This window comes from Sphingomonas sp. P4_G2 (genome assembly GCF_056401155.1).
In genome coordinates this window covers 130666-151383 of sequence record NZ_JBFUJY010000006.1, presented here as the reverse complement: position 1 = coordinate 151383, position 20718 = coordinate 130666, and the positions used below count along the sequence as shown (strand labels likewise).

Annotated in this window: 23 protein-coding genes; 14 read left to right on the top strand and 9 right to left on the bottom strand. The window is 64.2% G+C overall.

The window, feature by feature from the left end; translation table 11 throughout:
• From AC1DRD_RS17390 to AC1DRD_RS17370, 5 genes are all read right to left on the bottom strand, one after another.
• Positions 1-315 (bottom strand): hypothetical protein, encoded by a 315-nt coding sequence (locus AC1DRD_RS17390; RefSeq protein ID WP_478029656.1) that lies wholly within the window; start codon positions 313-315, stop codon positions 1-3.
• Between the two features lie 5 nt (positions 316-320).
• On the bottom strand, positions 321-1841 hold the full coding sequence (locus tag AC1DRD_RS17385) for a type II and III secretion system protein family protein (RefSeq protein ID WP_478029657.1): 1521 nt from the start codon (positions 1839-1841) through the stop codon (positions 321-323).
• Positions 1813-2718: a Flp pilus assembly protein CpaB gene (gene cpaB / locus AC1DRD_RS17380; RefSeq protein ID WP_478042317.1), complete on the bottom strand. Its 906-nt coding sequence runs from the start codon at positions 2716-2718 to the stop codon at positions 1813-1815. The genes AC1DRD_RS17385 and cpaB overlap by 29 nt, the downstream gene beginning before the upstream one ends.
• A 78-nt stretch (positions 2719-2796) precedes the next feature.
• Complete coding sequence (locus AC1DRD_RS17375) at positions 2797-2979, bottom strand: Flp family type IVb pilin (protein WP_478042316.1); 183 nt, start codon at positions 2977-2979, stop codon at positions 2797-2799.
• Between the two features lie 91 nt (positions 2980-3070).
• Entirely contained in the window at positions 3071-3253 is a 183-nt protein-coding gene (locus tag AC1DRD_RS17370) for a Flp family type IVb pilin (protein WP_478042315.1), read from the bottom strand.
• 513 nt (positions 3254-3766) lie between these two features.
• On the opposite strand from AC1DRD_RS17370, the gene AC1DRD_RS17365 reads away from it, so the two are divergent.
• Positions 3767-5263 carry a hypothetical protein gene (locus AC1DRD_RS17365; protein ID WP_478042314.1) on the top strand — a complete coding sequence of 499 codons (1497 nt, stop codon included), beginning with the start codon at positions 3767-3769 and terminating at the stop codon, positions 5261-5263.
• Positions 5264-5287: 24 nt separating this feature from the next.
• Here the strand turns inward: AC1DRD_RS17365 and AC1DRD_RS17360 are convergent, their stop codons facing one another.
• A complete protein-coding gene (locus AC1DRD_RS17360) occupies positions 5288-6364 on the bottom strand; it encodes a hypothetical protein (RefSeq protein WP_478042313.1) in 1077 nt (358 codons plus the stop codon).
• Between the two features lie 30 nt (positions 6365-6394).
• Between AC1DRD_RS17360 and AC1DRD_RS17355 the strand changes: the two genes are divergently transcribed.
• Positions 6395-6547 (top strand): hypothetical protein, encoded by a 153-nt coding sequence (locus AC1DRD_RS17355; RefSeq protein WP_478042312.1) that lies wholly within the window; start codon positions 6395-6397, stop codon positions 6545-6547.
• A 169-nt stretch (positions 6548-6716) separates the two neighbouring features.
• On the opposite strand, the gene AC1DRD_RS17350 is transcribed toward AC1DRD_RS17355, so the two are convergent.
• Positions 6717-8222, bottom strand: coding sequence for a hypothetical protein (locus AC1DRD_RS17350; RefSeq protein WP_478042311.1), 1506 nt, complete (start codon positions 8220-8222; stop codon positions 6717-6719).
• Positions 8223-8320: 98 nt separating this feature from the next.
• Positions 8321-9103, bottom strand: coding sequence for a DUF2569 domain-containing protein (locus AC1DRD_RS17345; RefSeq protein ID WP_478042310.1), 783 nt, complete (start codon positions 9101-9103; stop codon positions 8321-8323).
• Positions 9104-10317: 1214 nt separating this feature from the next.
• Between AC1DRD_RS17345 and AC1DRD_RS17340 the strand changes: the two genes are divergently transcribed.
• The 10 genes from AC1DRD_RS17340 (at position 10318) to AC1DRD_RS17295 (ending at position 18932) form a co-directional block, all read left to right on the top strand.
• Complete coding sequence (locus AC1DRD_RS17340; protein ID WP_478042309.1) at positions 10318-10914, top strand: hypothetical protein; 597 nt, start codon at positions 10318-10320, stop codon at positions 10912-10914.
• Between the two features lie 128 nt (positions 10915-11042).
• A complete protein-coding gene (locus AC1DRD_RS17335) occupies positions 11043-11627 on the top strand; it encodes a hypothetical protein (protein WP_478029665.1) in 585 nt (194 codons plus the stop codon).
• A gap of 26 nt (positions 11628-11653) precedes the next feature.
• The gene (locus AC1DRD_RS17330) at positions 11654-12202 is read left to right on the top strand and encodes a hypothetical protein (protein WP_478029666.1); all 549 of its coding nucleotides are present in this window, start codon (positions 11654-11656) and stop codon (positions 12200-12202) included.
• Between the two features lie 23 nt (positions 12203-12225).
• Positions 12226-12801 carry a hypothetical protein gene (locus AC1DRD_RS17325; RefSeq protein ID WP_478042308.1) on the top strand — a complete coding sequence of 192 codons (576 nt, stop codon included), beginning with the start codon at positions 12226-12228 and terminating at the stop codon, positions 12799-12801.
• 2 nt (positions 12802-12803) lie between these two features.
• Complete coding sequence (locus tag AC1DRD_RS17320; RefSeq protein WP_478042307.1) at positions 12804-13385, top strand: hypothetical protein; 582 nt, start codon at positions 12804-12806, stop codon at positions 13383-13385.
• 1 nt (position 13386) lies between these two features.
• Positions 13387-13989 carry a hypothetical protein gene (locus AC1DRD_RS17315; RefSeq protein ID WP_478042306.1) on the top strand — a complete coding sequence of 201 codons (603 nt, stop codon included), beginning with the start codon at positions 13387-13389 and terminating at the stop codon, positions 13987-13989.
• On the top strand, positions 13989-14567 hold the full coding sequence (locus AC1DRD_RS17310) for a hypothetical protein (RefSeq protein WP_478042305.1): 579 nt from the start codon (positions 13989-13991) through the stop codon (positions 14565-14567). Before AC1DRD_RS17315 ends, AC1DRD_RS17310 begins: the two co-directional genes overlap by 1 nt.
• 45 nt (positions 14568-14612) lie before the next feature.
• Positions 14613-15344, top strand: a complete 732-nt coding sequence (locus AC1DRD_RS17305; RefSeq protein WP_478042304.1) for a fimbria/pilus periplasmic chaperone — start codon at positions 14613-14615, stop codon at positions 15342-15344.
• Positions 15319-17871, top strand: coding sequence for a fimbria/pilus outer membrane usher protein (locus AC1DRD_RS17300; RefSeq protein WP_478042303.1), 2553 nt, complete (start codon positions 15319-15321; stop codon positions 17869-17871). Before AC1DRD_RS17305 ends, AC1DRD_RS17300 begins: the two co-directional genes overlap by 26 nt.
• 2 nt (positions 17872-17873) lie before the next feature.
• Positions 17874-18932: a hypothetical protein gene (locus AC1DRD_RS17295; RefSeq protein WP_478042302.1), complete on the top strand. Its 1059-nt coding sequence runs from the start codon at positions 17874-17876 to the stop codon at positions 18930-18932.
• Here AC1DRD_RS17295 and AC1DRD_RS17290 read toward each other — a convergent pair.
• Positions 18927-19352 (bottom strand): hypothetical protein, encoded by a 426-nt coding sequence (locus AC1DRD_RS17290; protein WP_478029674.1) that lies wholly within the window; start codon positions 19350-19352, stop codon positions 18927-18929. The genes AC1DRD_RS17295 and AC1DRD_RS17290 overlap by 6 nt on opposite strands.
• 370 nt (positions 19353-19722) lie before the next feature.
• On the opposite strand from AC1DRD_RS17290, the gene AC1DRD_RS17285 reads away from it, so the two are divergent.
• Both AC1DRD_RS17285 and AC1DRD_RS17280 read left to right on the top strand, forming a co-directional pair.
• Positions 19723-19869, top strand: a complete 147-nt coding sequence (locus AC1DRD_RS17285; RefSeq protein WP_478029675.1) for a hypothetical protein — start codon at positions 19723-19725, stop codon at positions 19867-19869.
• The gene (locus AC1DRD_RS17280) at positions 19869-20717 is read left to right on the top strand and encodes an SMP-30/gluconolactonase/LRE family protein (protein ID WP_478042301.1); all 849 of its coding nucleotides are present in this window, start codon (positions 19869-19871) and stop codon (positions 20715-20717) included. The genes AC1DRD_RS17285 and AC1DRD_RS17280 overlap by 1 nt, the downstream gene beginning before the upstream one ends.
• The last annotated feature ends 1 nt before the right edge of the window (position 20718 follow it).

Below are 20718 nucleotides of genomic sequence, written 5' to 3'. Positions count from 1 at the left end.
TCAGTTGGAGCTGGGGGGGGATCCCCCCCCGCCTCCGCCGCTGCCGACACTCCCGCCGCTGCCGGTGGACTGGGCCTGGGGCTGCTTGACCGCGCCCTTGCGATAGCGCTCGGCGGCCCCCGCCGCCTGCGTCCCCGATCCGCCTTCCATCACCGCGGCCTCGGCCGGCACCGGCTTGGGATCGGGATTGATCGTCTGGAGGGCATAATCGGTCTTCACCGAGTCGCCCAACGTGGTGTCGATCGGCGTGCACCCGGCCAGCAAGCCGATGCTCCCCAGGAACGTGATAGCCGCGATCGGATGGATGAAGCGCATATCGGTCACCTTTGCGGCGCGTAGCCATTGGGACCGGAAAAGCCTCCGGCGGGTGGTATCGGCTTCGGCCCATCTTTGGGCGGCTCGTTCGGGTCGAATGGATTGGTCCCGACCGCCTTGTCGGTCCGCCCCATCATGAACAGATCGAGCTCGCTCGGCGGTTGCACGCGATCGGTCGGCAGGCGAAGCTGGCCCGCCGGCACCGGCCGCACCAGCCGCGGCGTGACGATGATGACCAGCTCGGTTTCCTGGCGCTGGAATCCCCTCGAGCTGAACAGCGCGCCGATGATCGGGATCGACCCGAGCAAGGGGAATTGCCGCACGGTGCTCTGGAAATCCTTGCGCAACAATCCGGCGATCGCGAACGACTGGCCATCGCGCAGTTCCAGCGTGGTCTTGGCGCGCCGCGTCTGCAGCCCGGGAATGGTCAGGCCGTTGATCGTGACCGAGGCCGAGGGATCGATCGAGCTGACTTCGGGCGCGACCACCATGTTGATCACGCCATCGTCGAGCACGGTCGGCGTGAACGCCAGGCTGACCCCGAACGGCTTGTATTCGACCGTGATCGCGTTGCTGCCGCTATTCTGGCCGCCGCCGCTGCCGCCGCCCTGCGACACCGGCACCGGGAATTCGCCGCCCGCCAGGAACGATGCGGATTCGCCCGACAGCGCGACCAGGGTCGGCTCGGCCAGAGTGGTCACCAGCCCCTTGCGCTCGAGCGCATCGAGCGCGGTGAAGATGTTGAGATTGCCGAGCGAAATGCCCTTGGACACGACACCGAATGTGTCGAGGATACCGGACAGGTTGACCGTCGGCACCCCGTTCTTGTTGGTCAGCAGCGCCGTGCCTGGCGCGGTATTGCCGATACCGCCCTGAAAGGTGCTGGCGCCATTGCCGTTGGTGAAGGCGGTGTTGATCCCCAGGCTCTTCGCCACGTTGCGGTTCATTTCGGAGAACCGCACTTCGAGCATGACCTGTTGCGACGCGCCGACCGCCAGCAGGTTGACGACCTTGTCGCCGGCATAAGTGGCGGCGATCTGTTTGGCGCGATCGATCGCCGGGCCGCTCGAGACGGTGCCGGTCAGCACTACCGAGTCCCCCGACATGCGGACACCGATCTGCTCGCTCGGCATCAGCTCGCTGAGCTGGCGGCGCAGCGAGAGGACATCGGGTCCGACCGCGACGTCGATCACCGAGATCAGATTGTTGTTCTTGTCATAGAGCGTCAGGCTGGTCGTGCCGATCTTCTTGCCCAGCACATAAAGCGAGCGATTGGTCAGCGGCAGGACGTCGGCGACATCGGCATTGCCGATCAGCGCCTTGGCGAACGGCCGGTCGGCGGTCAGCACCTGGCTCTTGTTGACGGCGACATCGAGCTGGCCGGCGCGCAGATTGGCATCCGCGGTCCTGACCGTTTCCTGCGCCTGGGTCATCGCCGGGGCGATGATGGCGGCGGCGCTGGCCGCCAGTGCGAGCACGCGACAGCGCGCCTTCATGTCAGCGACCGACATAGCGACCCACCTCATAGCTGCTGTCCTTGGTACCGCGGACGATCATGACCGTGAGGTCGGGATTGGCCGGCTTGCGCGGCGGTGCGCGCGGCCCTGCGGGTGGAGCGGAAAGGAGTGGCGGCGGCTGAAAGCGCGGCGCGCCGTCCGAATAGCCGCCGACATAGGCGCCATCGCGCAGATCGTTGGTGCTGACGGTTTCGACCGTCGGGCTGGTTTCCGACGCGGGATTGACCAGCGCCAGGCTGAGCTGTCCGACCTGTTGCGCCAAAGCGAGCTTCTGCGCGTCGACCTGCGCGACTTCCAGCGTCGCGGTCTTGCCGATCGCCGGCTTGTCGGTGCTGTCGCTGGCATCCTGGTCAATCGCGATGACGCGGACCTTTTGCAGCAGGATGTCGGTGATCTGCTGGCTGTTGCCGTTGGGATTCATCGGCGTGCGGGTGATCAGCACGTCGACGACATCGCCCGGCAGCACGAACCCGCCGACGCCGGCGACGTCGCTGAGGCGCACGGCGACCGCGCGCTTGGTCGGATCGAGCACCGCGGAAATCGCCGCGCGGCCGCCTTCACCGGAAATCTTGGAGCGCAGGATCGGCTCGTTCGCCGCCATCGGGCGGAGCGCGACGCGCGTGTGGTTCATCGGCAGCAGCTGCGGGATCGAGCTGAACGTTCCCTCGGGCAGCGAGTTTGCCGGCCAATCGACCATCCGGATCTTGTCGGGCGTGATCGGCGTGCCGAAGTCGAGCGGAACGCTCGCCACAGCGACCTTGACCATGCCCTGGGTCGTGGTGGTCTGTTGCTGTTCGACCCGGCCAAGATAGGAATTGGCAAGGAAAACGGCCGCGAGCCCGATCAGGATCGCGACGCCCAATATGATAAGTCCCTGTCCACGCATGATTACCGACCCCCCGCCGGCCGATCGCTTCCGCGATCGGAACGGGGTCACGGATGATCCGCGACCCCGCTCAGTTCATCAGCAACCGCTGCTGGTGCTGTTGGTGATGCAGTTCGATGCCTTGTTCATGGCGTTGCTGATCGAGGTGCCAAGCGTATAGGCGGCAACGGCGATGCCGGTGCCGACGATCGCCAGGATCAGCGCATATTCGGCCGCCGAAGCACCACTGGTGTCGGTCAGCAGATTCTTGATCATCGTCATCTCGAAAACTCCTTCGTTGCCGGATCCCCATCCGGCCCGGTCGACGGGGCGCTCCCCCTCCCGAAAGCGCCCCGCCAGCGTCAGTCGTGCATCAGCAGCCAGAGCTGGTGCTGTTGGTGATGCAGTTCGACGCCTTGTTCATCGCTTTGCTGATCGAGGTGCCGAGGCCATAGGCGGCAACGGCGATGCCGGTGCCGACGATCGCCAGGATGAGCGCATATTCAGCGGCAGATGCGCCGCTGTCGTCCAGCAAAAGATTCTTGATCATGGTCATGTCACTTCCCCAATTCCCCGCCGACACTCGCCGGCCCCAACTATTCCGTGGGCAGTCTGGGATCGGGTGTGCCTAACTCGTTTCAGAGCTCGCCCGATCAGGCGTCCTCGGAATGCCAGTTCAGAAGGGGTCGAAGTGGGTAACGAGTCAATAACCCACTAATTGCATATTTATTTCAACATCTTACGGCTAACTCCTGTTAACCATTAAAGCTTAATTGTCGGTTTATCAGGCACTTAAGCTAACGGCGTTGGGGAAGGGGTGCTGCCGGTTAACCATCAAGAATCGCAGAAAAAATGTGCCGCGCGGGACAAAGGGCATAATTTGTATATCGTTCGTCATACCCATTTCGGGCCGGAATGGATATATTGCTCTGTCGCTTTTATCCAACGGTATGAATCGCCTGTCCGATTCTTACAAATGGGCGAATCACTTTTGCAAAAAACGAATCACCCATTAGTCCGATGAGCGGGCCTAGGGGGAGATTTCTATGCCACAATTAGTCTTACCAAAATGAGTAAGGGAAAAGCCAGCGATGCTGACCTTCCCGATATTGTCTTACTATTGCTGGCCAGCTTTACCGCATTCGCGTTCGTGACTGTCTTGTCCTCGGCCTTCGCCGATGGCGATACCGGCTGGCATATCGCGACCGGACAGTGGATCGCGACGCACGGCACGGTCCCGCGATCCGACCCTTTCTCGTTCACCGCGCGCGGCCATCCCTGGGTCGCGCACGAATGGCTGTCCGAACTGCTGATGTATGGCGCCTGGCGTTATGGTGGCTGGAGTGGGCTGATCCTGCTGTTCGGCACCGCGGTGGCGGCGCTCTACGCCATCGTCGCGCTCTATTTGCGGCGCTGGCAGCGACCCGGTGCGGCGGCGCTGATGATGCTCTATCTGTCGATCGGGCTGGGGCAGTCCTTGTTGGCGAGGCCGCATCTGCTCGCGTTGCCGATGCTCGCGGCGTGGCTGATCGCGCTCTTGCGCGCACGCGAGCGCGAGCGCGCACCCCCGCTCGCGCTCGCGATTCTTATGCTCGTCTGGGCCAATGCTCATGGCAGCTTCGTGTTCGGCCTGGCACTGGCCGGCGGGTTGGGGTTTGAGGCGCTGGTTTCCGCCGCACCAGGCGACCGCCTGCGCGCGGTCCGGCAATGGGGGCTATTCGGCATCGTCTCGCTCGCGGCGGCGATGGCGACCCCGGCCGGGCTGGATGGCCTGCTCTACCCCTTCTACGTCAACAACCTCTCGCTGCTCTCGCTGATCGCCGAATGGCAGCCGGCGCGGTTCGGCGGTGCGTCGAGCCTGGAGGTGCTGCTGCTCAGCGGATTGTTCTTCCTGCTGCTGCGCCCGGTTCGCATTCCAGCGATGCGCCTGCTGATCCTGCTGGCCGCGCTGCACATCACGTTCGAGCATATGCGCAACCAGATGGTGCTGGTGACGCTCGCCACGATCCTCCTCGCGGAGCCGCTCGGGCGCGCCTGGGCGGTGGATGCAGAGCGGCCGCGGCCGGCATTGCTGCCGCGGCTATGGGCGGAGCGCCGCGAGCTGGCGCCGTTGCTGGCGGTCGCACTGCTGCTGTTCGTCGGGACCGCGACCTATCGCCTCATCACTCCGTTCGATCGGCCAGACAGCTATGGCGTCCCGGTCACTGCGCTGCGCAACCTCCCGCCCGGGCTGCGCGACAAGCCGGTGTTCAACGAATATAGTTTCGGCGGCCTGCTGGCGTTCGAGGGGATCGCGCCGTTCATCGACGGACGATCGGACATGTATGGCGACGCCTTCACCGCCGATTATGTCAAGATCGCCAATGGCGACGTCGCGCGTTGGAAAGCGGCGGAGGCGCGGTGGAAATTCGCCTGGACGATCCTGCCGCCCGACAATGCGCTGGCGAAGGTCCTCGACCGCGAGCCGGGCTGGCGGCGGGCCTATGCCGACAAATGGGCAGTGATCCATGTATCCGATCGAGCGGGTGCAACTGCACCGACGCTTCCGGACAAACCGGCGAGTTAGATCCTTAGCTCGGCGACGGCGAGCCTATTCGGCGGGGATCGGCGCCTGATCGGCCGGCGCGGCTGGTTGCCGCGCTGCCACCGCCATGGCGAACAGGGCAAAACCGGTCGCGATCGTCCACGCGAAGATGCGGGTCATGAACCATGCATGCACATAGAAATGGTGGTTGAATATCGCGACCCATCCGATCAGCACGAGATTGGACGCCGCGACGAGCGTCGCCCTCTCTCGAAGGTCGGACCGGCGGAGGTGGAGAAGACCCGCCACGCCAAAAGCGACCGTCAATAACAAGAGCATCACAACCAGTTCCGGTTGTCCTCCCATCATTTCCCCGAGTCCTCGCGACAGACGAATGATGAAGTTGGCGATGGTCGGCGGTGGAATCTGGTCGAATTGCGCCGATCCAGCCAACCGATCGAATAGCTGCCGCCCCGCCGACGTCACCGCGCCATCGCCGAACAATATTTCGGTCAGCACGATCTTGATCGCGGCCGTCGTCGCCATGGCGGTGACGAACGCGGTGCACGCCAGTGCCACGCTCGTGTTCAACCGATCGTCCCGTCGCTCCGCCATGGCGACACCCGCGATGGTGAGGGCGATACCCAGCGGCAATCCGCCCGTCAGAAGCTCGAATATCGCGGTCTGTGCGCCGAAGGCGGCAGCTGGAATGACGAAATCAACCGGACGCGCCTGCGCGCGGAAGCTGATCGTTTCCAACCATAAGGCATAGCCGAGGAGCACGGCATCGGCAGGTCCGTGACCAAGCGATTGGGCGAAATATTCGAAGCCGAAGAACCGCGTGAAGGCGAGAAAGAAGCATAGCCAGAAGATCACATTGACGGTCGCACCGCCGCGGAGCGCCTGTCTCATCGCAAGAGTAAGCCCGGCGAGGAGCAGGGCAGCGATGATCAGCTGATAAAGTGTGCGTATCGCTCGAACAGGCAGGAACTCCAGCAAGGCACGGGCGAGGACGGTATGGCCGTGGATATAGTTCTGATAGAAATTGAGCGGTCCATGTTTTCCTTCGGTCACGGATCGCTTGAGTTCCTGGCACACGGCTGTCGTACGATCCGCGAAATCGTTTGGCGGCGTCACCGTCATCTGCGCACGCGTTCCCGATCGCACGATGGCTTGATCGAGGATCAGGCAATCGTTGAACTGGTGCGCACCGATCCGCGTATCCGTGTCGAGAATGTCGGCTTCGGTCAGATCTCCGTTCTTGAAAGCCATCGCGACGGCAGCCGTTGCATGGCGCGGATCGCTCCCAAGGCTAACCCACGATAGCGCAAGCAAAATGGCATAGAAGATCGCGGCGACCGCAATCGAACGCATAATTGCCGACATGATGATCGCCCCCGACCGCATTTAATAAGATGTACAGGGAACTGCCCTTGAACGCGAGCCATCACCGATGATCGCGGCTAGTGTCGGCAAGAAACCGAATGGCGTTCGTTCAATAGATGGTCCGGCAGGTCGTCGGGCGGTAGGCGATCTGGCCGACGCGATCATAAGTGGTGAACTCGCCATAATCGGGGCCACGACGATAAGCGCGCATCAGCCGGGCAAAATCGGGATCGGTCGACAGGAACTCGACCAAGCCGGTCTTGAGATAGCGATTGTCATAGCGATCCCCCAGGATGCGCCGCGGCGGATTGCAGGCGAGGTCATGGACGATGCTGCGCCGGATGTCGCCGATCAGCGCCGCCATCGCCGGGTTCGGCTGTTTGGCCCGCGACGCCTCGACCGCATAGAATAAGGGCGAATAGGTCACCGAACGCGAAGGCCAGATGAAATGGCGTTCCTCGGGGACGGGCCAATATGCGCTCCCCGAAAGCGCCGCGACGACGTCGCCCGGATGTAGGTCGCTGGTGGCGAGCAGCGCGTTTTCGTCATCCTTGCTCTGCATCCCCTGAACGAGCGGGACCGCCAGGCAGATGATCGTCAGCATCGCCAACGCGACGCCGGCGCGTGCGGCAAGGCGCAGGGTGTTCCAGCGAAACCGCTCCGCTTCCGCGAGGATGGCGAGCGCAAAACACCCCATCGCCGGCACGCCGTGATAGCGCCATCCTTTCCCCTGCAGGAAATAGGCCGCCAGAAACGCCAGGCCGGCGATCAGCGCGGCTTGGGCGATCGACGATCGCGGCCGGCCGTAGAGCGCCAGGCTCAGCAGCAACAGACAGGTCATCGTCGCGACCGGCTGTGACAACAGATAGGCGATCGACCTGTGATCGCCCTGATAGATCATCAGCATCGGCAGGCTCGCGACGAAATAGGCGCGGGCGAACAGCAGGACGCTCAGCGCGTACGCCACGAGCGATACCGCCAGTGCGATATTCTCCGGCCTGAACGGCAGACGGCGCGTACGAACCAGAAGCAGGATCTCCAGCGCAACCGGGACGAGGAGGAAGTGCGGTTTCAGCGCGAGGCCGAATGCGGCCATGATTCCGCAGAGGGTGGCGATGGTCCTGCTCACCGGGAGCCCGTCGGCGCGGCGCGCGACGAGGACGAGGTACGGCACGGTCGCAATGAGGGTCAGATGCTCGCGCTGCCCGAACACATCGAGAAAGGCGAGCAGGGTGATGACGGGGAAACCCAGAACGATCAGTCGGGCGTCCTCCAGATCGCGACACAGCGTCCGCACCAGCAGCAGCGCGACGACATCCAGCGCCAGCACGCCGGGGATCAGGACATGATAGCTGCTTACGCCAAACAGCTGCGCCAGATCGACGACCGGGATCGCCGCCCAGAACCACAAAGGCGGGTTTACCTCGACGATATCGGTATAGAGCGTGACGCCATGGGCGAGCTGGCGCGCGACCCATAATTGCCAGGCGACGTCGTTGACCAGCTCGGCATTCCACAGCAGCGCGCCGGCCACGACCACCAGCAACAGCGCGACTGCAAGCGGCCAGGCCGGCGCCTCGCGCGACGGCGACAGACTATCGGCCGGCGATGCCATCGATCATCGCAACGCGACGCAAGATCTCGGTCGAATGAACCCGCCCCATCCGCTCCTGTTACATGGATCGGCGAGCGATTACGATCAGCAGCGGCTACTCAAACCGGCACCCGCCAGCGGTACGTCAGGTTCACCCGGCGCGACAGCAGCAGATAGGGGAGCCAGATCGCGACGCTGATCAGCACTTTCTTGAGATTGCCCTCGAGCATGTCGGCGAGCGACGCGCTCACCGATTCCGGCAGGTTGGCGACATTGCCCATCACGCGCGCGATGCAGATCTGCATCAGGACGTCGATCGCCCAGACCGCGGCCAGGAAGCGCGGAAACAGGGGCACGTGGCGCAGCGCGAGGACGAAGGCGAGGCCGTAGAGGCACGACAGCAGCACCAGGTCCGCCAGCATCATCGCATAGAGCGTGCGGAACCAGTCGGGCGCCATGCCGCCCAGGGCCGGGATGCCGGTCAGGAACTCGAAGGTGCGGATGGGGACGTTGATCAGGATGCCGACCAGCAACGAGGCCATGAACCCGGTCGCGCCATAAAGCGGCATCGATCGCGCGGTGACCGCGTCGACCCGGCGCCAGCGGCCGACCCACGCCAGGCGCTGCGTCGGCTGGGCATGGAGCGCCGTCGCCGGAAAGGCGGACAGGCCGAGCAGGACGGTGACGATCGGCGCGACGACCAGCAATAGATAGGGAAGCGCGTTGCCGAGCTCGTCGCCCGGCGTCAGGATCGGCGTCGCGGAGAATGCGACCCTTAGGCCGCAGGCAGCGCCGGCGAGCAATACCCAGATCAGCATCAGCCGGGGCAACCCGACCTCGAGCTTGCAGACCAAGGCAAGGCTGCGCGCGGTCAGCGCACGGCCGGCCGGGTATTCGCTCAACGACCGCATCCCACCCCCTTTGACTGTTAACAAGAGTATCAACCGAAATCGTTGCCGTCTCGTAAAGGTTCCGGGCGGGAGTTGCCGAGTGTTTCTTTATGGTGCGGGGGAGGGGGCGAGATTCAGCCCTGTGCGTTGCGGTCAGCTTCCAATCCTTCCCCGCCAGGGAGGTGTCGGCTAGGCTAGGACTCATATTCCTGGCGCCATCCCCGCGGAATCCTCCCGCCGCTCCAACATACTCCGCAGCTTACTCGTCCGTCACCCAGCGCACCTCCCGTCACCCCAGCGAAAGAACATCGGGTTGAGCATGCCCCGCATGCTCAAGGATCGTCCGGGGGACGATCCGACCCGATGTTGGTCTCTGGCGGTGACGCGATACCGCTTGAGATCCCAGCTTTCGCTGGGATGACGAATTTTGGAAATGGATCGCTTTAAGAACAACGGCTTATTTGGGTTCCCAACCTAGGGCCGACGGAGGGGGGAGGAAGCACGATGGCGAGTGTGTCGCCGTCCGCCCCCTCCGTCAGCCTGGCGGCTGCTACCTCCCCCTGGCGGGGGAGGATTTGGTTGATGCCTATCCTCGCCAGTCCGCACGTCACCAATTTGATCGGAACTCGGCGCGCATCGGCCGCCACGCGCGACAATCGGCATATATCCTTCGGTTGGGCGCCGTGGGCATCGCCCTGTTTTGATTCTCTAACTTTTGTTCCGCGACTCACCGCCGATTCGGTGCGTTCCGTCGCCGAGTCGCGTCGAGTCGGCCATGTCGATTCCATCCAAGCGTTAAAAATATTACTTAACAAAACAATAATCGAATATATGTTGGTAACTATATAACAAAGCACCGCTTGGCGTTTGGATCGCGCGGGGGGCAAAGGCCAGGGATCGGGTTCAAGTACAGGCTGGACCTGGCGTCGGAAACCAAAGTTATATCCGCGAATTATTTTCGACGTTTTACACTATAGATTTTATGTCTGACTTCAGACTGAAAGTTTTGTCCCAATAATAAACAGCGAAAAACACAAGTATATTGATTCGATATATCCAAGGATATATGCGTAATAACCGTGGCTATAGCCTCTATTCGGTAGGTTACCTGAATTGGTTAATGAAGGGTAAAATATTCTTCTTGCGTTTTTGGCTACCTCGTCAATCATTGGGTCATCGTTCATTTGTCCGGGAGGGGGCAGCGAACTGTGACTTGCCGGGGTTCATTGACTACGATCGTGTTGGCGATCGGCATCGCACTGCTTCCGCAGGGCGCCGCCGCGCAAACGGTCTACGCCGCGGGGCAACCCGGGGTGGTTGGCGGCAATCGCCAGCTGCCGGTGATGGTCACCGCGTCGGTTGGCGGCCATTGCGGCTTCGCCACCGGGTCCGCGCCTTCGGGCACCTATACGCAGCCTGATTTCGACGTCGTCGGTCTCAACCACGATTTCTCGTTCGCGCTCGATTGCACCGGGCCGTCGCGGGTCGCGGTGGTCTCGGCCAATGGCGGCCTGCTGACCGGCGGCTCGGTGCCGACCGGTTATACCACGCTCGCGCCTTATGACGTGGCGCTCAACGTGGTTGGATCGACCGCGACGGCGACGGGGTCGTGCGCGGTCTCGACGCTGACCGCCACATCCGGCGCGCCTTGCACGTTCCGCGGCCCGGTCAGCCAGTCGCAGGGCCTGCTGCTCAATTCGACGTCGGTCAATCAGCCCGGCACTTACCTCCGCGTGACCGCTCCCGCTTATGCCGGATCGAGCGCGCTCGTCGGGGGAACCTATTCCGACACCTTAACGGTGACGGTGAGTGCGGCGTCATGAGGATGCCCGCACAAACGTCCGCTTTTCCCGCCCTCGGGGGAACCGGCCGATCTTCAACCGAGGGTGGGCGGAACGGTCCGGGGGGGCAGTGCTCGCCAACGGCAACATTCTGGAAAAGGAACGGTAAAGTGAACAAGTTCATGCTTATGGCGCTCGGCGCCGGTTCGATGATCGCGATGGCCGCTCCGGCCGCCGCGCAGACGGTCACTGGCACGATCAACATCAACGGCAGCGTCGCCAACAAATGCTCGGTCCTGCCCGGCTCGGGCAGCACCTTCGGCGGCACGGTCGCGCTTGGCGAACTGGCCCAGGCCGACGGCACGATGGCGACCGACCTGGCGACCCGCTTCAATGCGGCCGCCAACGCCGCCCAGCTCAACTTCCGCGTGGTCTGCAACACCGCCAATCCGACCGTCGCGGTCGACGCGACCGAGCTGACCACGCCGGGTGTGGCGCCGACCGGCTATGCCTCGCGCATCGATTATGCCGCGCATGTCGCCGTCGCGCTGACGCCGTCGGGCACCGACACGTTCAGCAATGACAGCCGCAACGCGGCGAGCGCCGCGACCGCGACCACCGGCCGCATCGCCAATAACGGCAGCACCAACGTCAGCGTCACCGCCGACACGTTCGGTACCGCCGCGCTGACCGACCTGCTCACCGCGGGCTCGTACACCGGCAACATCTCGATCGTCATCGCGCCCGGCGCCTGATCGATCTTCAACTGGGGAATGTTGACATGAAGACCTCGATCCTTGCCGCCGCAGCGGTCATCGCCGCCACGGCAGCGTTTCCCGCCGCCGCGCAGAATGCGACGGGTACGGTTACGATTAACGGCTCGGTCGGCGACCGGTGCCAGTTCACCTTGCCGTCCGACGTGATCAATGCCGGCGAGCTGTCGCTGCAGGGATCGGGGGCTACTGCGGGCAAGCTGGATCCCAGCAAGCTCGACGGCCAGACCCGCACCTTGCAGGGCTGGTGCAACGGCACTGCCGCCACGATGAGCGTGGAAGCGCAGCGCCTGGTCAACACGACCTTCACCACCACGCCGCCGGCCGGTTTCGACCGGGTGGTGAATTACACCGCGACCGCCGCCGCCAATAGCGCCAACGCCACCGACACGTCGGTGACCGACGGTGCCGGCAGCGCGGTTCCGGTGGGTCTGTTCTCGGGCGACGTGAAGGTCACGCTGTCGGGCTCGACGAGCCCCACCAGCGGGCTGCTGGTCGCGGGCGATTATTCGGGTCAGGTCCTGGTGACGCTGGCGCCGAGCATCTCGCTGCCCTGAACGGTTCTGACGGAGAAGCTGTGATGAAGCGCCTCGCTCTTACCCTGCTCGCCGCGGTCGCCCTTCCGGGTATCGCACACGCCCAGGCCACCGACACCGCAACCGCCGATGTCGGCGTCTCGGGCACGGTCGCCAAGCTGTGCACGCTCGGCACGCCGACGCCCGCGCCGGTCGATGTCGGCCAGATGGCGAACACGTCAGGAGCGAGGGTCGGCAAGATCGCCGTCATCGCACCGCGCACGGTCACCTTGCCCGGTTCGTTCTGCAACTTCGCGGGATCGGCCATCACGGTGACCGCCACCGCTCTGGTGTCGAACGATGCCAGCTCGGTCGAACCCGGCTTCGCCAAGGCGGTCAATTATACCGCCGCCGTGGCGAACTGGGCGGCGGGATCGGCGACGGTCACCACCGCCGCCACCGCCGGGGGCGGATCGCCGACCGCGTCGGCGACCGGACCGACGCAACCGGCGCCCAAGGTCGCCGATCTCGACGTGACCTTGTCCAATTTCACCGCACCGTCCGACTTCCTGCTCACCGCCGGCGCCTATAGCGGCCTGGTCGTGGTCAAGCTCGGACCGGTCGCTTCGGGGGGAGAGTGATCATGACGCGTAACCTGAAACGCCTGGCCGTCTTGTCGGCGGCAGCGGTCGCGATCGCCTGGAGCGGCGCCGCCGCGGCCCAGAGCGAAGGCGGCAGCGACACCGACACCAAGGAATTCGCGGTGGTCGGCAACGTGCCCGCAATGTGCGTCGGCGGAACGATCGCCGGCACCGGATCGACGTTCGATATGGGCGTGCTGATCGACCTCAACACCGGCCTGTTGCGGACCGACCTGGCGTCGCCGCCCAAGGTCCTGTCGGGCTCGTTCTGCAGCGCGCGCAGCACGATCACCGTCAACGCGACGCCGATGGCCGCGCAGACCTTTACCAGCACGCCGCCGGCCGGCTTCTCGCGCGTGGTCGATTATACCGCCACCGCTAGCGGCTGGACGACGACACCCGCCGCCTTCGCCACCGGCGCGGGCAGCAACCCCGCCGCGGTGCAAACGCGCGCGACGGCGTTTTCGGGCGACATCACCGTCTCGGTCGGCAGTTTCTCGACCAATGGCGGCGCGACCCAGCGGCTGGTCGCCGACACCAATTATCAGGGCAACGTCACCGTCACGTTGGCCGTGGCGTCCTGAGATGTCACGCGGCTTCCGCCTTGAAACGGTCTTGGTCGTCGGCGGGCTTATCGCCTGGGCATCCCCCGCATTTGCCCAGTCGACCGTGGCGACCAAGACCCTGCCGGTTACAGGCAACGCCCCGCCGGTATGCGCGGTGGGCTCGCCCCGGCTGGCGGCGGGTAGCCAGATCAATTTCCGCGGGCTGAGCGGCAATACGCTGCAGATCGACCAGATGATCGATCCCACGACGCTGGCGGTCAGCGCCGCTTCCGTCGACGTGAAGTTCGACGCGGTGTGCAACTATCCGCACCGGTTGCGGCTTGAATCGCAGAATAACGGCCTGTGGCCGACCCTGCAGCGCACGCAGGCGCCGGCGCCGGGGTTTGGCTCGGCCGTGCCCTATCGCGCGACCGTGATGTGGGGTGTGGTCAACGGCGTGCTCAACGCCGATGCCCAGGCGCGCCGCGTCAACGACCAGCAATTCAATATCGACCTGCCGACGGCGGGCGAGATCGACCTGAGACTCAACATCGCACCGGGCGCGTCCAACGCCCGCGACAATGCCCCGCTACTGGCCGGCGATTATGCCGACACGATGCGGATATTCGTGGAGCCGCGCTGATGCACCGCATCGCCCTCATCGTGCCTGCCCTGCTCGCGACCACCGTCGCGGCGCACGCGCAGAACGTCATCGATACCGGCCAGAGCCGGCTGGAGATCGCCGGGCGCGCGCCGCCGGCCTGCGTGCTCAACGCGCCGACCGCGACGGGCGGACAGAATGCCAGTTTTTCCGGTACCGGCGCGACGAGCGGCGAGATCCTGATCACCGAGTTCGGCGATCCGCTGACCGCGCAGCCGCGTGGCGCCGCGATCAACCTGTCGTTGCCGGTGATCTGCAACGCCCCGCACCGGCTGACGGTCACCAGCCGCAATGGCGGGCTGCTGCGCGACGGCGGCAATGCGCGCAACCGGCAATCGCCGACCGGGTTCGGCGAATTCGTGGGATATCAGATCAGCGCGACCTGGGCGGGTCAGAACGCCAGCGTGCTGACCACCAATAACAGCGTCCTCGCGATCGCGACCGCCGATGGCGGCGCGGGCGACATGGGCCTGACGATCGCGGTGCCGCCGGGGGGCGGGCCGCTGGTTGCCGGGCGCTATGCGGACACGGTCACGGTACAATTTGAAGCAGCCTTCTAAACGACCCAGCGGGAGGGGGAAGTGAAGAGAATGAAAAGGATATTGATGAGTGCGGCCTTCGCGGCCGGCCTTATCCTGCCACAGCAGATCGCGGTGGCGATGACGGTACAACCGGTCATCATCAACCTGAAACAATCGGGCAACGGGATGACTCAGATCATCACCGTCGAGAACACGTTCGCGACGCCGTTGCCGGTCGAGCTGCGCGTGCAATCGCTCGAGTTCGACGAGAACGGCGTCAAGGAAACGGGCAAGGATCCAGGCGATCTGCTGATCTTTCCGCCCCAGGCGCTGATTCAGCCGGGCCAGACGCAGTCGTTCCGCGTGCAATATGTCGGCGACCCAGAGCTCAAGACCAGCAAGCATTATTACGTCACGGTGGCGCAGCTGCCGGTGAAGCTGCCTGCTGGTCAGTCGGCGATCCAGATCCTGTACAATTTCCAGGTGCTGGTCAGCATCGCGCCGACCGGCGTGAAGCCGGCGATCAAGGTGCAAAGCGCGGAGATCGGGCACAATCCGGCGGGCAAGCCGATTCCATTGGTCACCCTGAGCAATGCATCGGCCGCTTACGGTTATCTGTCGGAAGGACGGCTGCGCATCGTCGAGAAGGATGCCGCGGGTAAGGAAGTGTTCCGTCGCACCTTGTCGGGTCCGGAAACGCAGCAAACGATTGGGTTCGGTTTGGTGGGGGCCAACCAGACGCGGCGCATGTCGCTGCCGATTGAGTTGCCGGTTGATGGGGGCAGTGTCGATGTCAGCTTCACGCCGGACGGCTAAGCGGCTCCAGAGCCGCATGATCGGCCTGATGCTGGCGAGCGCGAGCATCGGCGGCCTGTGCGCGCCGGCGCGAGCCAATAGCGACAGCCAGCAAGGCACGGTGCCGCAAGCGCAGGAGCGGCGCGTCACGATCGACGCGCCGAACGCGCCGACCGATCAACCGCAAGCCACGCTCAATCCGACCGGACGCGACATCGTCCTGACGGTGCCGGTCAAGGACGGCGGGACATATCTCGGCGACATGCCGTTGACGATCACCGCCAACAGCAAACTGGAATTTCCGGCGCAGCGCCTGCTCGACTTGCTGTCGAACGTCCTCAACCAGCAATCCTTCACCGCGATCCAGTCGAGCCTGTCGACCAAGGCGGTGCTGACTCCGGCCGATTTCGAGGCGGCGGGTGTCGGTATCCGCTACAATCCACAGACGCTCGAGCTCAACCTGACGATCGCCGCCGAACGCCGCGCCTCGCGGTCGCTGACGGTCAGTCCACTCGACCGCAACCGGGTCGGCACCTTTGCCGCGCCGGCGAATTGGAGCGCCTATCTCAACATCCGCGGCTCGGAAGATTATATCCATGCCGGCGGGGACAAGGGCTTCGCCTCACCGATCTTCTCGCTCGATGGCGCGACGCGGATCGGCGGCGTGGTCGCCGAGGGCGAAGCGATCTGGCAGCCCGGATCGAACGGCGTCGACTTCCAGCGGCTGGGATCGCGGCTCGTCTATGACGACGAGAAGAACCTCGTACGCTGGACGGCGGGCGACCTGCAGACCGTCTCGCGCGGTTTCCAGTCGGCGCCCGACATTGCCGGCCTCTCGATCTTCCGCTCGTACAGCGTGCTCCAGCCGCAGCAGTTGGTCCGCCCGCGCGGCGACCGCAGCTTCCAGCTCAGCCGTCCGTCGACCGTCGAGATTCAGGTTAATGGCCAGATCGTCCGGCGCCTTCAACTCGCGCCGGGCACCTATAATCTGCGCGATTTCCCGTTCACCCAGGGGGCGAACGACATCCGCTTGTCGGTGCTCGACGATACCGGGCGCACCGATCTGTTGCGGTTCAACCTGTTCCTCGACCAGTCGCAGCTGGCCAAGGGGCTGAGCGAATTCGGCCTCTATGCCGGCGTGCTCAACCCGCTCGGCCTGCACGGGCCGCATTATACCGACAAATTCGCGTTCACCGGCTTTTATCGCCGCGGTATCAGCGACTTCCTGACTCTGGGCGTCAATGCTCAGGCCGACAAGAACACCCAGATGGGTGGCGTCGAGGCGGTCGTGGCGACGCCGTTCGGTACCTTTGCCGGCAATTTCTCGCTGTCGAACCTGAAGGGGTCGCATACCGGGCACGCCGCGACGCTGACTTTCCAGCGGCTGATCCAGCGCTCCGGCGGGCAAGCCGATTCGCTCAACATCTTCGTCGAGACGCGGAGCCGCTATTTCGCTCCAGTCGGCGTGCTGGTTCCCGACAACCAGTTCCAGTTCGAAGTGGGCGGCGGCTATTCGCACACCTTCAACGAGCGGCTCTATGCCGGGTTCGACGGGCGCTTCTCCAAGGGACGCGGCATCCAACCCGATCTGCATACCTATCGGGTCACCACCGGCTATCGGATCTCCTCGACCGCGACGGTGACCGCCGACGCGCGCTGGGAACGCGATACCTTTGGGTCGCGGTTCGGCGGGCTGGTCTCGCTTGTCATCCGGCTCGGCCGCTATTCCACCGCGCGTGCCGATTATGATAGCCGTGGCAACCGAGTCCGGACATCGTTCCAGACGCTCTACGGACAGGGGGTCGGATCGTATAACATGACCGCCGATGTCGAACGCAGCGATGCCGGGTCGGGGATCAACTTCACCGGCAATTATTACACCAACCGCGCCGAATTGGGCCTCAGCCACTTCGGGACGTTCCAGGACACGTTCGGCAGCGTCACGTCGCAGCGCACGTCGCTCCGGTTCGGCAGCTCGCTGGCGATCGCCGATGGCGCCTTCTCGGTCGGACGGCCGATCTACGACAGCTTCGCGATCGTTACGCCGTATAAGAAGCTCGACGGCACCAACATCGTCGTCTCGCCATCGCCGTTCGGCTATACCGCGAACAGCGGCGCGCTCAGGGCCGGCACCGAGCCCAGCCTGAGCTCCTATGCCGAGCGGACGATCGCGGTCGACGCGCCCAATGCGAAACCGGGCGTCGATCTGGGGCAGGGCTCGTTCCGCTTGCTGCCTCCGTACCGGAGTGGTTACAGGCTCGTGGTCGGATCCGCCTATTCGGTGACCGCGGTCGGTCGCCTGATCGACATTGACGGCGAGCCCGTCTCGCTGGTCAGCGGCACTGCGGTCGAACTCGCCCATCCCGAACGCACGCCGATCACGGTGTTCACCAACCGCGAGGGCCGGTTCGGTATCGGCGGGATGGCGCCAGGCAAATGGCGCATCACCATGCTCGACGACAAGAAATCGGTCTTCGAGATCACTATTCCCGGCGACGCGGACGGTCTTGTCCGGGTCGACGAACTCAAAGCGGTCAAAGGGCAGTAAGTATGGCCTTGTCTCTGTTTCGACACGCACTTCTGGGGCTGGCAGTCGCCGCCGGGCTATCTCCCGGCGCGGCGTTCGCCGTCGGCAAATGCGGTCTCACCACGGTCAGCGGCGGCATCGCCAACCTGACCTACGATCCGTTCAACGGCAGCACCACCTCGATCAACCTGACCGGGGTCACGCTGTCGCGCGTCAATGGCTCAGGCGGCGAGAAGACGGCCAACATCGAGTTTTACGTCAAGGGCACGACCGCGGCGCAGAACGGCACCATCCTCATCCCGATCAGCGCGACAGGATCGGGCAATGGCGGACCGACCGGGAGCAATATCTTTTTCGGCACCAATCAGTCGCCGCCGATCCTCAACATCAATGCCGGCAGCCCGGCGCCCGGCGTGTTCCGTTGGGCATTCTCGGGAAATAATGCCGGCTCGGATACGTTCACGCTCAACTTGACGCTGCAACTGCCCGCCAATCTCAACATTAACGCCGGATCGACGTTGCCGTTCGACATCGTCTACAGCTGCAACGGTACTGGCGGCGGTGGGCCGTTCACCGATACCGGCACGGTCACCAATGCGATCGTCGTCAACGTGGTCGTGTTGAGCGGCCTTCAGGCGAGCTATGTCGGCACCAACCTCGACTTCGGTGAAGTCGGCAACCTGACAACGGCGCAGGTCCTGGGCGCTCCCGCGACCTATACGACGCCGACCACCAACTATATCCGAGTCGCCAGTTCAGGACCCTATAAGATCGATGTCGCCTCGCAGAACAATTACAAGCTGACCTTCTCGGGCGGCTCGCTGGGCAATGCCAACCAGACGCTCGCATACAAAGCGAGCTTCCTGGGACAGGCTCGAACGACTGCCAGCCCGACCTTCACGACGGTCACCTGCGTGCGCGCCGGCCTCGACGCGGCGGCCGGCATCCTGCCGATCCGAGCGACGTTGCTCGAGGGCGGGCAAGGCAAGACGCCCGCCTCGGTCTATAGCGACACGATCACCGTCACGGTGACACCGTTATTGTCGACGGTGCCATCGCAACAGAATTGTCCTGCCTTATAGCGCGACGATCCGGAACGAAATCGTTCCCGGCTCGACGCCCTTCGGCAAATCCAGCGCAACCGCGTGGGCAGCAATGCCTGCGCGGTTCGACTTGGTCACGCGGACCGTACCGTCCTTGCCGAGCGGGAGCTTGTGGCCGTCGACCAGCAGGCTCGCCTTGGCCATGTTCGCCGAATAATCGGCATAGACCTCATAGCCGTTGGGGCTGTTGCAGAATTCGTTGAGCGAGCCCAGCGAGACCTGGCCACCCTGGGCAGGGACCATCACTGCATCGACCGTGGCACGGCACACCACCGGCACGAAGCCGCTGATGCCGATCGTGTACTGGGCCGAACTGACCGCAACATGGGGATCGACCGCCTGGGCGGCCGGAGATGCGACCGCGAAAGCCGCGACTAAAGCAATACAAACGTTCTTCATGTCGGCATCCTTGGATAGAAACGCGAGGATGCTTATGACGGCGACGTGTGAAGATGCGGTCGTTCGGTGTGGTAAAGGCGCGGATAACCTTTGGCGTGGTCTTCCCGGATCACTGCGGGAAGATGTCAGCAACTAATACGTCGTGGTCGACTGTCCCGAACTGCAGCGGTGGCCGTGGCGTGGCCGAGCGCTGACCAAAGACGAAAAGGCCCCGCCAAGCGCGTCAAGCCAAGCCGGCCGTCATCGGGGCACGCCATTCGGCGCCTCGCGATATTTTGTCAGACAAATAGGGTTTCTATCTTTGTTTGGTTGACGCTATCAAGCCAACCGCAACGGCCCTGATTACGAGGGTAGGAATACGGAGAGGCTGATGGGTTCGGGGTGGTCGCGCGGATTGGATAACCGTCGCTTTACCGACCGTCGCCGGGCCGAGCTCACCACCGCGGAACGCACCCTGGCGCCGGCCGTCGACGATCAGCGCATTGCCCAGCGCGGGCTTCTCCGGGACAGCCATTGATGTCCGATGTCCGCGTGATCGAACGCGACCGCCGCGACCGACTTGGGGAGGGACTGTTATGGTCCGCCCGCGAAGCCGCGCTCTATTGGGTCGATATCCTTGGCGCGCGCGTCAATCGCCTCGATCTGGCCAGCGGCCGCGTCGACGATTGGTCGATGCCCGACACGATCGGCTGGCTGATCGAGCGCGAGCAAGGCGGGTTCGTCGCCGGGCTCGGGCGTGCCTTCGTCGCGCTGTCGTTCGATCCCTTGATGATTGAAACGATTGTCGCGCCCGAGCCCGAGCGCGACGGCAATCGCTTCAACGATGCCAAGGCGGATGCCGCCGGGCGCATCTGGGCGGGCTCGATGCCGTTGACCTGCGATCGCCCGAGCGGCGCCTTCTACCGGCTCGATCCCGATGGGCGGGCCACCCTGATCGAGGATGGCTATACCATCCCCAACGGTCCCGCGATCGGCGACGGGTTCCTGTTCCACACCGACACCGCGCTCGACACGATCTTCCGCTACCCCGCCCATGACGATGGCAGCGTCGGCGCGCGCGAGCCGCATATCGTGTTCGAACCCGATTGGGGTCATCCCGACGGCATGACGATCGATGCCGAAGGCCATTTATGGGTGGCTTGCTGGGGCGGGTCGTGCGTGGCGCGGTTCGATCCGGCGGGCCGGCGCGAGCGGACCATCGCCTTGCCGGCGTCGCAGATCACCAATGTCGCGTTCGCCGGCGACGCGCTCGACCGGATGTTCGTGACCTCGGCCGCCGACGGCGTCGACGAGCCGCAGGCCGGGTGCCTGTTCGAAGTCGACCCCGACTGCCGCGGCATTTCCCCCTATCGTTACCTCGGATGAA